Origin of the sequence: Streptomyces caeruleatus (assembly GCF_001514235.1) — a bacterium.
Taxonomy (GTDB): Bacteria; Actinomycetota; Actinomycetes; order Streptomycetales; family Streptomycetaceae; genus Streptomyces; species Streptomyces caeruleatus.
Window position 1 is genome coordinate 54064 of record NZ_KQ948938.1, and the last position, 14697, is coordinate 68760.

The 14697-nt window shown below is 70.3% G+C and carries 12 protein-coding genes; 11 read left to right on the forward strand and 1 reads right to left on the reverse strand.

Annotation, left to right across the window (positions count from 1 at the left end; translation table 11 throughout):
- The first annotated feature begins 62 nt into the window (after window positions 1-62).
- From AQJ67_RS35390 to AQJ67_RS46030, 4 genes are all read left to right on the forward strand, one after another.
- Window positions 63-851, forward strand: coding sequence for a type II secretion system F family protein (locus AQJ67_RS35390; protein ID WP_062723498.1), 789 nt, complete (start codon window positions 63-65; stop codon window positions 849-851).
- Window positions 852-985: 134 nt separating this feature from the next.
- On the forward strand, window positions 986-1195 hold the full coding sequence (locus AQJ67_RS35395) for a DUF4244 domain-containing protein (RefSeq protein ID WP_062723500.1): 210 nt from the start codon (window positions 986-988) through the stop codon (window positions 1193-1195).
- On the forward strand, window positions 1182-1652 hold the full coding sequence (locus AQJ67_RS35400; RefSeq protein ID WP_425264202.1) for a TadE family type IV pilus minor pilin: 471 nt from the start codon (window positions 1182-1184) through the stop codon (window positions 1650-1652). Before AQJ67_RS35395 ends, AQJ67_RS35400 begins: the two co-directional genes overlap by 14 nt.
- Window positions 1653-1729: 77 nt before the next feature.
- Window positions 1730-2242, forward strand: coding sequence for an Rv3654c family TadE-like protein (locus tag AQJ67_RS46030; protein WP_425264203.1), 513 nt, complete (start codon window positions 1730-1732; stop codon window positions 2240-2242).
- Here the strand turns inward: AQJ67_RS46030 and AQJ67_RS35405 are convergent.
- The gene (locus AQJ67_RS35405; protein WP_244190686.1) at window positions 2163-4802 is read right to left on the reverse strand and encodes a DEAD/DEAH box helicase; all 2640 of its coding nucleotides are present in this window, start codon (window positions 4800-4802) and stop codon (window positions 2163-2165) included. The genes AQJ67_RS46030 and AQJ67_RS35405 overlap by 80 nt on opposite strands.
- A gap of 83 nt (window positions 4803-4885) precedes the next feature.
- Between AQJ67_RS35405 and bldG the strand changes: the two genes are divergently transcribed.
- The 7 genes from bldG to topA all read left to right on the forward strand — a co-directional run bounded on the left by bldG (window position 4886) and on the right by topA (window position 14685).
- Window positions 4886-5227, forward strand: a complete 342-nt coding sequence (bldG, locus tag AQJ67_RS35410; protein ID WP_003975386.1) for an anti-sigma factor antagonist BldG — start codon at window positions 4886-4888, stop codon at window positions 5225-5227.
- A gap of 121 nt (window positions 5228-5348) precedes the next feature.
- The gene (locus AQJ67_RS35415) at window positions 5349-5786 is read left to right on the forward strand and encodes an ATP-binding protein (RefSeq protein WP_062723504.1); all 438 of its coding nucleotides are present in this window, start codon (window positions 5349-5351) and stop codon (window positions 5784-5786) included.
- A 309-nt stretch (window positions 5787-6095) separates the two neighbouring features.
- Window positions 6096-8501, forward strand: a complete 2406-nt coding sequence (locus tag AQJ67_RS35420; protein ID WP_062723506.1) for a sodium-translocating pyrophosphatase — start codon at window positions 6096-6098, stop codon at window positions 8499-8501.
- A gap of 214 nt (window positions 8502-8715) precedes the next feature.
- Window positions 8716-9300 (forward strand): hypothetical protein, encoded by a 585-nt coding sequence (locus AQJ67_RS35425; RefSeq protein ID WP_062723508.1) that lies wholly within the window; start codon window positions 8716-8718, stop codon window positions 9298-9300.
- 36 nt (window positions 9301-9336) lie between these two features.
- Window positions 9337-10863, forward strand: coding sequence for a DUF7059 domain-containing protein (locus tag AQJ67_RS35430; RefSeq protein WP_062723509.1), 1527 nt, complete (start codon window positions 9337-9339; stop codon window positions 10861-10863).
- 364 nt (window positions 10864-11227) lie between these two features.
- Window positions 11228-11425, forward strand: coding sequence for a hypothetical protein (locus AQJ67_RS49770; RefSeq protein WP_062723511.1), 198 nt, complete (start codon window positions 11228-11230; stop codon window positions 11423-11425).
- A gap of 428 nt (window positions 11426-11853) precedes the next feature.
- Window positions 11854-14685: a type I DNA topoisomerase gene (topA, locus tag AQJ67_RS35440; protein ID WP_062723513.1), complete on the forward strand. Its 2832-nt coding sequence runs from the start codon at window positions 11854-11856 to the stop codon at window positions 14683-14685.
- Window positions 14686-14697 lie beyond the last annotated feature (12 nt).

Here is a 14697-nt window from a genome sequence, read left to right on the forward strand (position 1 = left end):
TCGGGGAGCGGAGGCGGCATGAGGGATTCGAGCCGCTCGGGGAGTGAGAGGGAGGTGTCGGGGTGAGCGCGGACGTTGTCCACAGGCTGGGGATGGCGCTGGGAGCGGCGCTGGCCGTCGGGTGGCTGTTGCACTGGTCGATCGTGGCCCGGCGGGAACGTGGCGCCCGGCGACGGCTCGCCGAGCTGATGACGACAGGGGACGTGGAGTCGACCCGCCGACGGTTCGACGTCCGGCACGGTGTGCGGCGAGTGCTGCCCATGGCGGCTGTCGTGGGCGCCGGTTGGGCGCTGGTCGGCGGGGCGGCCGGGATGGCGGTGGGTTCGATCGCCGCGGGCGGGCTGTGGCTGTGGCGGCGACGACAGGAGGCCGCCGGTCCGGTGGAGGAGCCCGATGCCGGTGAGGTGGCGCGGCAACTGCCGCTCGCGGCGGATCTGTTGGCGGCCTGCATCGCCGCGGGAGCTGCTCCGGTGATCGCGGCGCAGGCCGTCGGGGAGGCGCTGGGCGGTCCCGTCGGAGAAGGGCTGGCGCGAGGCGCCGCGGAGGTGCGGCTCGGTGGTGAGCCGGGTGAGGCGTGGCAGCGGCTGGCGTCGTTGCCACGGGCCGGTGCGCTGGCGCGGTTGCTGGAACGGGCCGATGTGTCCGGGCTCCCCGCGGCGGGTCCGGCCGCGCGGCTCGCCGTGGAGGCCCGCGCCGACTGGACGCGCACCGCGACCGAACGGGCCAGACGGGCGGCCGTCATGGTCTCCGCCCCGGTGGGGCTGTGCTTCCTGCCCGCGTTCATCGCGGTCGGCGTGGCACCGGTGGTGATCGGGCTGGCGGGTGGGGTGCTGGGAGGGGGTGGTCGGTGACGGGTGACGGGTGACGGGTGACAGGTGATGGGCGACAGGTGATGGGCGACGCGTGACGGCATGACGGACTGAGGGGCGGCAAGCGCCGCCGGTCAGCAGCAGGAGTAACAGAACCGAACCTTACGGGGGTTGAGATGTACAAGGCAGTACGGGCACGGATGCGTGCCCTGGTGTGCAGGGCGCGGGCGATGCGGAGCGACGTGGGGATGGTCACGTCCGAGTACGCGATGGGGATCGTCGCGGCGGTGGCGTTCGCCGTGGTGCTCTACAAGGTCGTGACGAGCGGGCAGGTCAGCGCGGAGCTTCAGGACATCGTGAAACGGGCGCTCGATGCGGAAATGTGAGCGGGCGGAGGGGCTCGGCGCTGCCCGGTGGGCGGAGCGACAGTTGGGACAGTCGGACCGTCAACAGGGCCGAGAGTTGGGCCGAGAGCCGGGCCGGTGGTCGGGTCGGCAGTCGGACCGGGGGTTCGTGACGGCGGAGTCGGCCGTCGTGCTGCCGGTGCTGGTGATGTTCGCGATGGCGCTGGTGTGGGGGCTGCTCGTGGTGGCCGCGCAGATCCAGTGCGTGGACGCGGCCCGGACAGGCGCCCGTGCGGCGGCCCGGCAGGATCCGGCCGACGCGGTGATCAGGGTGACCCGCGAGGCGGCACCGCGCGGTGCGAAGGTCACGGTGGGCCGGAAGGAGGACGAGGTGCGCGTGGTCGTCGTGGCCGAGCCGCCGGTGCTGAGCGGCCTTCCCTTCGAGGTACGGGAGGAGGCCGTGGCGGCGGCCGAGGCGATGGTGGGGGAAGGGACATGAGAGGGGGTTCCCCACCGGGGCGTTCCGTCGGGCGGGCCCGGGCCTGGCTGCGCACCCTCGGCCCACGTGGAGCCGACCTGCGTGCCGTCAGCCGAGACGCCCCCCGAGGCCCTGGTGCCGGCCTGCGTTCCGACCGAGGTTCCGCCACGGTCTGGAGCGTCGGTGCCATCACCGTGCTCTGTGTCGTATTCGGCGTCGTACTCGCCCTGGGCCACGCCGTCGTGACCCGGCACCGCGCGGCCGGCGGTGCGGATCTGGCGGCGCTCGCGGCGGCCGACCACTGGGCGGAGGGAGCCGCGGCGGCCTGTGACCGTGCGGAACGGGTGGCTGGGGCCCAGGGCGTGCGGCTCGTGCGGTGCGTGTTGGTCGGGGAGGTGTCGGACGTGACGGCGGCGTCGGGCCGGGGGCCGTTCGCAGCGGAGGTCAGGGCGCGAGCGGGGCCTGCTGGGCCTGCGGGGCCTGTGGGGACGACGGAGCCGACCATGCCGATAGTGCCTCCGCTCTCCGGCCCTACGGGGAAGGACGCCCCGCCGACGGGGAGTCCACCGTTCGGCCCAGCGGCGACGAACCGTTCGGCGCCGGGTCCTTGACCGGTTGCGCGGCCCCCGCCGGCCGCTCCGGCCGCTCAGGTTCCTGGACGAGCTCCCGCTCTCCTTCCCCGTCCAGGCCGGCAGCCTCCTTCGTCTCCTCCTCCTGCTCTTCCTGCGGCGCCCCTCGCAACAACACCGTCAGCAGCCGCACCGCCCCCCGCTTGTGCAGCGGATCGTTGCCGTTGCCGCACTTGGGGGACTGGATGCAGGACGGGCAGCCGGCGTCGCACTCGCAGGAGGCGATGGCCTGGCGGGTGGCGGTGAGCCAGCTGTGGGCGGTGTGGAAGGCGCGTTCCGCGAAGCCCGCGCCGCCGGGGTGGCCGTCGTAGACGAAGACCGTGGGGAGCAGCGTGTCGGGGTGCAGCGGGATCGACACGCCGCCGATGTCCCAGCGGTCGCAGGTCGCGAAGAGGGGCAGCAGACCGATCGAGGCGTGCTCGGCGGCGTGCAGGGCGCCGCCGAGGATCTCCGGGTCGATCCGGGCCTCGTCCAGCTGGTCCTCGGTGACCGTCCACCACACCGCGCGGGTGCGCAGCGTACGAGGAGGGAGGTCGAGTTTCGTCTCGCCCAGGACCTCGCCGGTGATCAGCCGGCGCCGCAGGAAGGAGACCACCTGGTTGGTGACCTCGACGGAGCCGTAGCACAGGCGGCCGTCGCCCCACGGGATCTCGATGTCCGTCTCCAGGACGGAGATGGCCGTCGTGTCCCGGGCCACCGTCGAGTACGGCGGGGCGGCCTCCTCGACCAGGGCGACCGAGTCCTCCAGGTCGAGGGAGCGCACGAGGTAGGTACGGCCCTGGTGCAGATGGACCGCGCCCTCGTGCACCGTGCCGTGTGCCGCGCCCGCGTCGACGGTGCCGAGCAGCCGTCCCGTCCCGGCCTCGACGACCTGGACGGGACGGCCGCCCTCGCCGCGGATGTCGGTCAGGTCGGCGGCCCGCTCCCGGCGCGTCCAGTGCCAGGCCTTCGTACGGCGACGCAGCAGCTTCGCGGCCTCCAGTTGCGGCAGCAGCCCCTCGGCCTCGGGACCGAACAGCGCCAGGTCCTCGTCGGTCAGCGGGATCTCCGCGGCCGCCGCGCACAGGTGCGGGGCGAGGACGTACGGGTTGTCGGGGTCGAGGACCGTCGACTCCACCGGACGGTCGAACAGGGCCTCGGGATGGTGGACGAGGTAGGTGTCCAGCGGGTCGTCGCGGGCGACCAGGACGGCCAGCGCGCCCTGTCCGGAGCGGCCGGCCCGGCCCGCCTGCTGCCACAGGGACGCTCGGGTGCCCGGGTAGCCGGCGATCAGTACGGCGTCCAGTCCGGAGACGTCGATGCCGAGTTCCAGGGCGGTGGTGGCGGCGAGACCGAGGAGCTCGCCGGAGTGGAGGGCCTGTTCCAGGGCGCGGCGTTCCTCCGGGAGGTAGCCGCCGCGGTAGGCCGCGACACGCCCGGCGAGGGAGCGGTCGACCTCGGCGAGACGTTCCTGGGCGATGACCGAGATCAGCTCGGCGCCACGCCGGGAGCGGACGAAGGCGACCGAGCGGATGCCCTGCACGGCCAGGTCGGTCAGCAGGTCGGCCGTCTCGGCGGTGGCCGTACGCCGGACGGGTGCGCCCTTCTCGCCCTGGAGCTCGGTGAGCGGGGGCTCCCAGAGGGCGAAGACCAGTTCGCCGCGCGGGGAGGCGTCGTCGGCGACCTCGACCACCGGGAGGCCGGTGAGCCGGCGGGCGGACACCGCCGGCTCGGCGGAGGTCGCGGAGGCCAGCAGGAAGACGGGAGAGGCGCCGTAGCGGGCGCAGAGGCGGCGCAGACGGCGCAGTACCTGGGCGACGTGGGAGCCGAAGACGCCGCGGTAGGTGTGGCACTCGTCGATGACGACGTACTTCAGCGACTTCAGGAAGGAGGACCAGCGGGGGTGGGACGGGAGTATGCCCCGGTGCAGCATGTCGGGGTTGGTGAGGACGTAGTTGGCGTACTGCCGGACCCACTCGCGTTCCTCGAACGGAGTATCGCCGTCGTACACAGCCGGCCGTACGGAATTGCCCAGGGGATGTGAAAGTTCCTTCACCGAACGGCACTGGTCCGCCGCAAGGGCCTTGGTCGGGGCCAGGTAGAGGGCGGTGGCGCCGCGGCCGTTCGGCGCCTCTGAGCCCTCCAGAATCGTCGAGAGGACCGGTACGAGGTAGGCCAGCGACTTCCCGGACGCCGTGCCCGTGGCGACGACCACCGAGTCGCCGTCCAGGGCGTGCTCGGCGGCGCGTGCCTGGTGGGCCCAGGGATGTTCGATTCCCGCGGTCTGCACCGCGGCGATGACCTCCGCGCGGATCCGGTCGGGCCAGACGGCATGGCGACCCGCCCGCGGGGGCACATGCTCCGTATGAGTGATGCGCGCAGCTCGGCTCGGACCCGAGGCGAGTCGGCCCAGCACCGTGCCCGGGTCCACCCGGGAAACGGGGCCCGTCGGGGATCGATCGGATCGGTGATTCTTGGCCATCGGCACCGAGTGTGTCACTGGCGTGACGGACAATGGGACCAAGGCGTCGTGCACGCCTGCCGGTAAGTGATTGAATGCCATCGCGGCTGGCGAACCGTCCTTGGGGTTGCAAGCCGAGGTGTCCCGAGGGGCGACCGCTCGATTAGCAAGGTGCTGGAGGATCCGTGGACCTGTCCCTGTCGACCCGTACCGTCGGCGATCGTACGGTCGTCGAGGTCGGTGGCGAAATCGACGTATATACCGCGCCCAAGCTGCGCGAGCAGCTGGTCGAGCTGGTGAACGACGGGAGTTTCCACCTCGTCGTCGACATGGAGGGCGTGGACTTCCTCGACTCCACCGGGCTCGGCGTGCTGGTCGGCGGCCTGAAGCGTGTGCGTGCCCATGAGGGCTCCCTGCGCCTGGTCTGCAACCAGGAGCGCATTCTCAAGATCTTCCGTATCACCGGCCTCACCAAGGTGTTCCCGATCCACACCTCGGTCGAGGAAGCGGTGGCGGCGACCGACTGACCACCGGACCCGGGCCCGCCGCAAGGCGGGGCCGGGGCGGCAGAAGTTGAAGGAGAAGGGGGACCGGGCTTTCGGCAGCCCGGTCCTCTGGACAGCACGCCCGTAGTTCGGAGGGGGATGCATGGCCACCGTTGAACTCCGCTTCAGCGCGCTGCCCGAGCACGTCAGGACCGCCCGTCTGGTGGCGGCAGCGGTGGCGCGCAGGGCCGGAGTGGACGAGGCCGTCCTGGACGAGGTCAGGCTCGCCGTCGGCGAGGCCTGCACCCGTGCCGTCGGACTGCACCAGAGCGTCGGCATCACGGCGCCGGTGAAGGTGTCGCTGATCGAGGAGGAGAAACAGTTCTCCATCGAGGTCGGCGACGAGGCACCGCACTCCGTCCCCGGTGAGCGGGCAAACGGCGCCGCGGGTGACGACGCCGAAGTGGACGCCGAGGAGGACGAGATGGGCCTCGCGGTCATCAGCGGCCTCGTCGACGACGTGGAGGTCTCCGCAGGGGAGCACGGCGGGTTGATCCGTATGACCTGGCCGACCACACCGCCGGCCGCGGTGCTCACCTGACGAACCGCCCGACCCGAACCGAGCTCGACGCGAAGGGGCCCTGCTGAGCAGGGCCCCTTCGCGTTTTTGTCATCGCCGCCGGGGAATTCGTGAATGAATTCACGATCAATCCGCCGATAATTTGATCAAGTAAATGTGCGCGTCAATGGTTTTGAGGCATTAGCACTTTCGGGTTCAGTGGCGTGATGTCGATCATTTGCTGAACGGCATGTGAAGGCTAATTCCGTTTGCCGCGCTCTGTTTTGATCAGGTTCCGGTACCTAGAATCCGTCCACATCTTGAGCTCAGCCCAAGCGTCAAGGAGGACGAATGGCGGGGCTTTCTACCCCTCATCAGCTCGACCACCCCACAACCCTCGCGGCCGCGGTGCTCACCGACGACAACCGGATCATCATCACGGTCATCGGCGTTGTCGCACTGGCAGCGCTCGTGGTCGCCGGTGTCCTGGTGCGCCAGGTACTCGCGGCCGGCGAGGGCACCGACAGCATGAAGAAGATCGCGGCCGCTGTCCAGGAAGGCGCCAACGCCTATCTGGCCCGGCAGTTGCGCACGCTCGGCGTATTCGCCGTCGTCGTGTTCTTCCTGCTCATGCTGCTGCCCGCGGACGACTGGAATCAGCGCATCGGCCGATCGGTGTTCTTCTTGATCGGTGCCGGGTTCTCGGCGGCCACCGGCTATATCGGCATGTGGCTCGCCGTGCGCAGCAATGTGCGCGTCGCGGCGGCCGCACGGGAAGCGACCCCGGCGGAGGGTGAACCAGAAAAGGATCTCACCGCCGTATCGCACAAAGCAATGAAGATCGCTTTCCGCACGGGCGGCGTCGTCGGCATGTTCACGGTGGGGCTCGGTCTGCTGGGCGCCTCCTGTGTGGTGCTGGTGTACGCGGCCGACGCGCCGAAGGTGCTCGAAGGATTCGGACTCGGTGCCGCGCTGATCGCGATGTTCATGCGTGTCGGCGGCGGCATCTTCACCAAGGCCGCCGACGTCGGCGCCGACCTGGTCGGAAAGGTCGAGCAGGGCATTCCGGAGGACGATCCGCGCAATGCCGCGACCATCGCCGACAACGTGGGCGACAACGTCGGCGACTGCGCGGGCATGGCGGCCGACCTCTTCGAGTCGTACGCCGTGACCCTGGTCGCGGCGCTGATCCTCGGGTCGGCGGCGTTCGGTGACTCCGGGCTCGCCTTCCCGCTGATCGTGCCCGCGATCGGCGTGATCACCGCGATGATCGGCATCTTCGCGGTGGCCCCGCGCCGGACCGACCGCAGCGGCATGACCGCGATCAACCGCGGGTTCTTCATCTCCGCGGTGATCTCGATCGTGCTGGTCGCCATCGCCGTGTTCGCCTACCTGCCGTCGTCGTACGCCGACCTCGACGGCGTCACCGACGCCGCCATCGCGGCCAAGGACGGCGACCCGCGGATCCTCGCCCTCGTCGCCGTGGCGATCGGCATCCTGCTGGCCGCCGTCATCCAGCAGCTGACCGGCTACTTCACGGAGACCAACCGGCGCCCGGTCCTGGACATCGGCAAGACCTCGCTCACCGGCCCCGCCACCGTCGTACTCGCCGGTATCTCGGTCGGTCTCGAATCGGCCGTCTACACCGCCCTGCTGATCGGGCTCGGCGTGTACGGGGCGTTCCTGCTCGGCGGCACGTCGATCATGCTCGCGCTGTTCGCGGTGGCGCTGGCCGGCACCGGCCTGCTCACCACGGTCGGCGTGATCGTCGCCATGGACACCTTCGGGCCGGTCTCCGACAACGCGCAGGGCATCGCCGAGATGTCCGGCGACGTCGAGGGCGCGGGCGCCCAGGTGCTCACCAACCTGGACGCGGTCGGCAACACCACCAAGGCCATCACCAAGGGCATCGCCATCGCCACCGCCGTCCTGGCGGCAGCGGCGCTCTTCGGGTCGTACCGCGACGCCATCACCACCGGCGCGCGGGACGTGGGAGAGAAACTCAGCGGCGAAGGCGCGCCGATGAACCTGATGATGGACATCTCGCAGCCCAACAACCTCGTCGGCCTCATCGCGGGCGCGGCGGTCGTCTTCCTCTTCTCGGGGCTCGCCATCAACGCCGTGTCGCGGTCGGCGGGTGCCGTGGTCTACGAGGTGCGGCGGCAGTTCCGTGAGCGGCCCGGGATCATGGACTACACGGAGAAGCCGGAGTACGGCAAGGTCGTCGACATCTGCACCCGGGACGCCCTGCGCGAGCTCGCCACGCCCGGTCTGCTCGCCGTGATGGCGCCCATCTTCATCGGGTTCACGCTCGGCGTCGGCGCGCTGGGCGCGTTCCTGGCGGGCGCGATCGGCGCCGGCACGCTGATGGCGGTCTTCCTCGCCAACTCCGGCGGTGCCTGGGACAACGCCAAGAAGCTCGTCGAGGACGGTCACCACGGAGGCAAGGGCAGCGAGGCCCACGCCGCCACGGTGATCGGCGACACGGTCGGCGACCCCTTCAAGGACACCGCCGGACCCGCGATCAACCCGCTGCTGAAGGTGATGAACCTGGTATCGCTGCTCATCGCGCCCGCGGTCATCCAGTTCAGCTACGGCGAGGACAAGAACATCGGCGTACGGGTCGTGATCGCCGTGGTGTCGCTCCTCGTGATCGTCGGCTCGGTCTACGTCTCCAAGCGGCGAGGCATCGCCATGGGTGACGAAGGCAACGCCGACAGGGTGGCCAAACCGGCCGATCCCGCGGTGGTTTCGTAGGCGGTCTCAGGACGGCCCAGCTCAAGAGGCGGGCGGGCGGCGCGCGTTGACGTGCCGCCCGCCCGCCTTGTGCGTGTGCACGCCCCAGCCGTGACCCTTCTCTCACATGGTGTAAAGAGTCTTATAACGTCACTAATGCTGCATTCGGTGCATGGTTGTCCTCCGTACGGCGTGTAAGGTCCGTTGGCCGAGAGCCACGGAAGGGACCGAACCGGTGAACAAGAAGCTCACGGCCGCACTGTCCGGCGGTGCGGTGCTGGTGCTGGCGCTGACGGGATGCACGAGCGACGAGGGCAACCCGGAGCTGGACGCCTGGGCCAAGAAGATCTGTGACACGGCGCCGACGCAGAACGCGAAGATCGCGGCGGCCGACGCCGCGATCACCAAGGCCGCCAAGGACAGTCCGCCCGCGGAGCTCCAGAAGGTCGACGCCCAGGCGTTCCAGGACCTCGCCGAAGGCTTCAAGGCGCGCGCGACCCTCCTCGACAGCGCCGGGGCGCCCCCCGGGGTCGAGGACGGCGCGCAGAAGCAGCAGGACGCCATCAAGAAGCTCACCGCGCTCTCCGCGAGCTACGCCGACCTGAAGAAGCAGATGGACGAGCTCAACACCAAGGACCAGGGGAAGTTCGCGTCCGGGTTGAGCGAGGTCGGCAAGGAGATGAAGGACGTCGTGAGCCAGCGCAAGAGCGCGCTGGACGCGCTGAAGAAGCTGGAATCGAGCGGCGACACCAAGCAGGCGCTGCTCAAGCAGGAGGGCTGCAAGCAGGCAGCCGCCTCCACGTCGGCCACCGACAGCTGACCCACCTTCGGGGCGGGCGCGGGTCACAATAAGGGCGTGAGTGACTCCAGCCTGTCTGCCCTGCCCGCCTCCGACCGCCCCGATGTCGCCGCCCGGCTGCGGAAGGCCCTGCTAGCGGCCTCTTTCACCGCGGACGGGTTGCTCGAACTGCTCGGTGCGCCCGCGTACGCGGCGCTCGCCCGGAGCGAGACCGTGCCCGCGCTCCGGGCAACCCGGGGAGACACCCCGCTTCAGGCGCTCGTACGCCTCTTTCTGCTGCAGCAACCCGTGCCGCACGCGCGCGTGGCGGACGTTCTGCCCGTCGACGCCTGCCTGGAGAGCGGGTGGCTGGTCCGGGCCGGCCAGGACTCCGAAGACGTCGCCGCGACCGTGGACGTACGGCCGTACGGCGGGCCCGACGGCGAGGACTGGTTCATCGTGTCCGACCTCGGATGCGCGGTCGGAGGAGCGGGCGGCATCGGCAGCAAGGACGAAGGGGTCGTCCTCGGCGTCGGCGGCGCCTCCACGACCCTCGCCGGCATCACCGTCCGTACGCCCGTCGCCGCCGCCCTCGACCTCGGCACCGGTTCCGGCATCCAGGCGCTGCACGCCGCGCAGCACGCCACGCGCGTGACCGCGACCGACCTCAACCCGCGCGCCTTGCACATCACCGCGCTCACCCTCGCGCTGTCCGGCGCCCCGGCCGCGGATCTGCGCGAGGGCTCGCTGTTCGAGCCGCTCAGGAACGGCGAGACGTACGACCTGATCGTGTCGAACCCGCCCTTCGTCATCTCGCCGGGCGCCCGACTGACGTACCGCGACGGCGGGATGGGCGGGGACGATCTGTGCCGCTCGATCGTTCAGGGGGCGGGGGAGCGGCTGAACGAGGGCGGGTTCGCGCAGTTCCTCGCCAACTGGCAGCACGTGGAAGGGGAGGACTGGCAGGACAGGCTGCGCTCATGGGTACCGCGCGGGTGCGACGCGTGGATCGTGCAGCGCGAGGTCCAGGACGTCACGCAGTACGCCGAGTTGTGGCTCCGGGACGCCGGTGACCACCGGGGCGACGTGGCCGAGTACCAGGCGCGGTACGACGCGTGGCTGGACGAGTTCGAGGCGCGCAAGGTCAAGGCCGTGGGCTTCGGGTGGATCACCCTGCGCAAGGCGTCGGCCGCCGTGCCCTCGATCACGGTGGAGGAGTGGCCGCATCCGGTCGAGCAGCCGCTCGGCGACACGGTCCTGGCGCACTTCGGCCGGCTCGACTATCTGCGTGCCCTCGACGACGCGGCCCTGCTGGAGGACCACTTCAGGCTCGTCGGCGAGGTCGTGCAGGAGCAGGTCGGGCTGCCCGGTGCCGAGGATCCGGAGCATGTGGCGCTCCGCCAGCATCGCGGCATGCGCCGGGCCACCCAGGTGGACACGGTCGGCGCGGGCTTCGCGGGCGTCTGCGACGGCTCGCTGAGCGCGGGACGGATTCTGGACGCGATTGCCCAGCTGATGGGTGAGGATCCGGTGTTGCTGCGCGACCGTACGCCCGCGCAGATTCGGCTGCTGGTGGAGCAGGGGTTCCTCGAGCCGGCACGGTGACTTTGCCGGGGATCCGCCGCTGAGGATCGTGCTTCCGTCGGAAAGATCCGTCGGAAAGATCCGTCGGAAAGGAATGTGTCGGGCCACCGGTTCGAGTACGTCGCCGGGCCGGGGGCGACAAATTCAGACGATCTCCGGCGGCGGGTGTGGCGTGGACCGGCTACGGAGGCCCGTGAGGGCGCCGAGCCCTGTGGGGCTGCTGTGGCCGCTGGTGGCGGCTGGGCCCCGGTACCCGGAGGGTCCACAGCCGCGTCGGCCCCGCGTCGGTCCCGCGTTCACCCGAGGTTCGCCTGGGCGCCGCCCGCGCGTGACAGCCTCGCCGGGCTGGGCGCTCGCGGACGGGAGAAAAGGGGCAAGCGGAACCATGGAAAGTGGACCGGCGATCTTCGCGGGGGTCGTGTTCGCCCTGTTCGGAGGCGGGCTGCTGACGTGGACCGCGGTACGGGTCCGGCAACGCTTGCCCGTGGCCCAGGGTGTGAGTCCCGTCGCATCGGCAACCGCCGCGGGCCTTGTCTCGGTGATCGCTCTGATCCTCGGAACGTGGTGCTTCACCCGACTCTGAGAACCGCCCGCGAGCTGCGCGGCCGATATTTGGGAGGGCCTCTTCCGGAAAGGCTCGAAAAGGCCGGTGGGGACTCCGGGCGGCAGGAATGGCGGAAGTCGGGTTACCGTTCGAGTGGCCGTTGCGGGCTTTTCCCGTTTGACAACGGGGCGGGATGTACCGTCACACTCCGCAGCGTCACCACCACCCGACCCCGGGCCCAAGCGACCCCGGGGAGGTGCAGGCACGACCTCGCGCCGCCCGGCACGCACTCTCGCCGCACCGGCCGAAGGCCCTGGTAGCTCCGCTACGAGAGCCTTCATCCGGCACCGAGAGCACGCACCGGCTGTGAACACAGCCGCCGCGGCGGGCGCGGGACCGCACCTGCACCTCCCCGGAGCCGTTTGACCCTGGGAAGGCCCAAGCGTCGACCGGAGAGAAGAGCGAAGTTGTCCCCGACCAGCGAGACCGCACAGGGCGGCCGCCGACTCGTCATCGTCGAGTCGCCTGCCAAGGCGAAGACGATCAAGGGCTACCTGGGCCCCGGCTACGTAGTCGAAGCGAGCGTCGGGCACATCCGCGACCTTCCCAACGGCGCCGCGGAGGTGCCGGAGAAGTACACCGGCGAGGTCCGCCGCCTCGGCGTCGACGTCGAGCACGACTTCGAGCCGATCTATGTCGTCAACGCCGACAAGAGGGCCCAGGTCAAGAAGCTCAAGGACCTGCTGAAGGAGTCCGACGAGCTCTTCCTCGCCACCGATGAGGACCGCGAGGGCGAGGCCATCGCGTGGCACCTGCAGGAAGTGCTCAAGCCCAAGGTCCCGGTCAAGCGGATGGTCTTCCACGAGATCACCAAGGCCGCGATCCAGGCCGCCGTCGCCAACCCGCGCGAGCTGAACCAGAAGCTGGTCGACGCCCAGGAGACCCGCCGCATCCTCGACCGCCTCTACGGCTACGAGGTCTCGCCGGTCCTGTGGAAGAAGGTCATGCCGCGGCTGTCGGCCGGCCGTGTCCAGTCCGTCGCCACACGTCTTGTCGTGGAGCGGGAACGCGAGCGCATCGCGTTTCGTTCTGCTGAGTACTGGGACCTGACGGGCACCTTCGCGACCGGCCGCGCGGGGGACTCGTCGGACCCGTCGTCGCTGGTCGCCCGCCTCCAGACCGTCGACGGCAGGCGAGTCGCGCAGGGCCGTGACTTCGACTCCCTGGGACAACTCAAGAGCGCGAACACCCTCCACCTCGACGAGGCCAACGCCCGCGCGCTGGCCGCCGCCCTGGAGCAGACGCAGTTCGCCGTCCGGTCCGTCGAGTCCAAGCCCTACCGCCGCTCGCCGTACGCCCCGTTCCGTACGACGACGCTGCAGCAGGAGGCGAGCCGCAAGCTCGGCTTCGGCGCGAAGGCCACCATGCAGGTCGCGCAGAAGCTGTACGAGAACGGCTACATCACGTACATGCGTACGGACTCCACGACGCTGAGCGACACCGCCGTCGCGGCCGCCCGCGCCCAGGTCACGCAGCTGTACGGCGCCGACTACCTGCCGCCGTCCCCGCGGACGTACGCCGGCAAGGTCAAGAACGCGCAGGAGGCGCACGAGGCGATCCGCCCCTCCGGCGACCGCTTCCGCACGCCTGCCGAGACCGGACTGACCGGCGACCAGTTCAAGCTCTACGAGCTGATCTGGAAGCGGACCGTCGCCTCCCAGATGAAGGACGCGACCGGTAACTCGGTCACGGTCAAGATCGGCGGCACGTCGGCCGACGGCCGGGACGTCGAGTTCAGCGCGTCCGGCAAGACGATCACCTTCCACGGCTTCCTGAAGGCCTACGTCGAGGGCGCCGACGACCCGAACGCCGAGCTGGACGACCGCGAGCGCCGGCTGCCGCAGGTAAACGAGGGCGACCGGCTCTCCGCCGAGGAGATCACGGTCGACGGGCACGCCACCAAGGCCCCGGCCCGCTACACCGAGGCGTCGCTGGTCAAGGAGCTCGAAGAGCGCGAGATCGGCCGCCCGTCGACATACGCGTCGATCATCGGCACGATCCTCGACCGCGGCTATGTGTTCAAGAAGGGCACGGCACTCGTGCCGTCCTTCCTGTCCTTCGCCGTGGTCAACCTCCTGGAGAAGCACTTCGGGCGGCTCGTCGACTACGACTTCACCGCCAAGATGGAGGACGACCTCGACCGCATCGCCCGCGGCGAGGCCCAGTCCGTGCCGTGGCTGAAGCGGTTCTACTTCGGCGAGGGCACAGGAGAAGGCGGCGCCGCCGACGCCGGCAACGGCGACGGGGACCACCTCGGTGGGCTCAAGGAGCTGGTGACCGACCTGGGCGCGATCGACGCGCGCGAGGTGTCGTCGTTCCCGGTGGGCAACGACATCGTGCTGCGGGTCGGCCGCTACGGCCCGTACATCGAGCGCGGCGAGAAGGACACCGAGCAGCACCAGCGCGCCGACATCCCGGAGGACCTGGCGCCGGACGAGCTGTCCGTGGAGATGGCCGAGGAACTGCTGGCCAAGCCGAGCGGCGACTTCGAGCTGGGCAACGACCCGCAGACCGGCCACGCGATCGTCGCCAAGGACGGCCGCTACGGCCCGTACGTCACCGAGGTGCTCCCCGAGGGCACCCCGAAGACCGGCAAGAACGCCGTCAAGCCGCGCACGGCCTCGCTGTTCAAGTCGATGTCGCTCGACACCGTGACCCTTGAGGACGCGCTCAAGCTCATGTCGCTGCCCCGCGTCGTCGGCAAGGACGCGGAGGGCGTGGAGATCACCGCGCAGAACGGCCGCTACGGCCCGTATCTGAAGAAGGGCACGGACTCGCGGTCGCTCCAGACCGAGGAGCAGCTCTTCACGATCACGCTGGAGGAGGCGCAGGCGATCTACGCCCAGCCCAAGCAGCGTGGCCGCGCGGCCGCCAAGCCGCCGCTGAAGGAGCTGGGCACCGACCCGGTGAGCGAGAAGCCGGTCGTCGTCAAGGACGGTCGCTTCGGACCGTACGTCACCGACGGGGAGACCAACGCGACCCTGCGCTCCGGCGACAGCGTCGAGACGATCACCCCGGAGCGCGGTTTCGAGCTGCTCGCCGAGAAGCGGGCGAAGGGGCCCGCCAAGAAGACGGCGAAGAAGGCCCCGGCGAAGAAGACGACCGCCAAGAAGGCTGCCCCGGCCAAGAAGACGGCGGCCAAGAAGACCGCGGCGAAGACGACGGCCGCGAAGAAGACGACGGCGAAGAAGACCACCGCGAAGAAGACGGCGGCTTCGAAGTCGGCGAGCGAGGACTGAGTCGGACTCTTT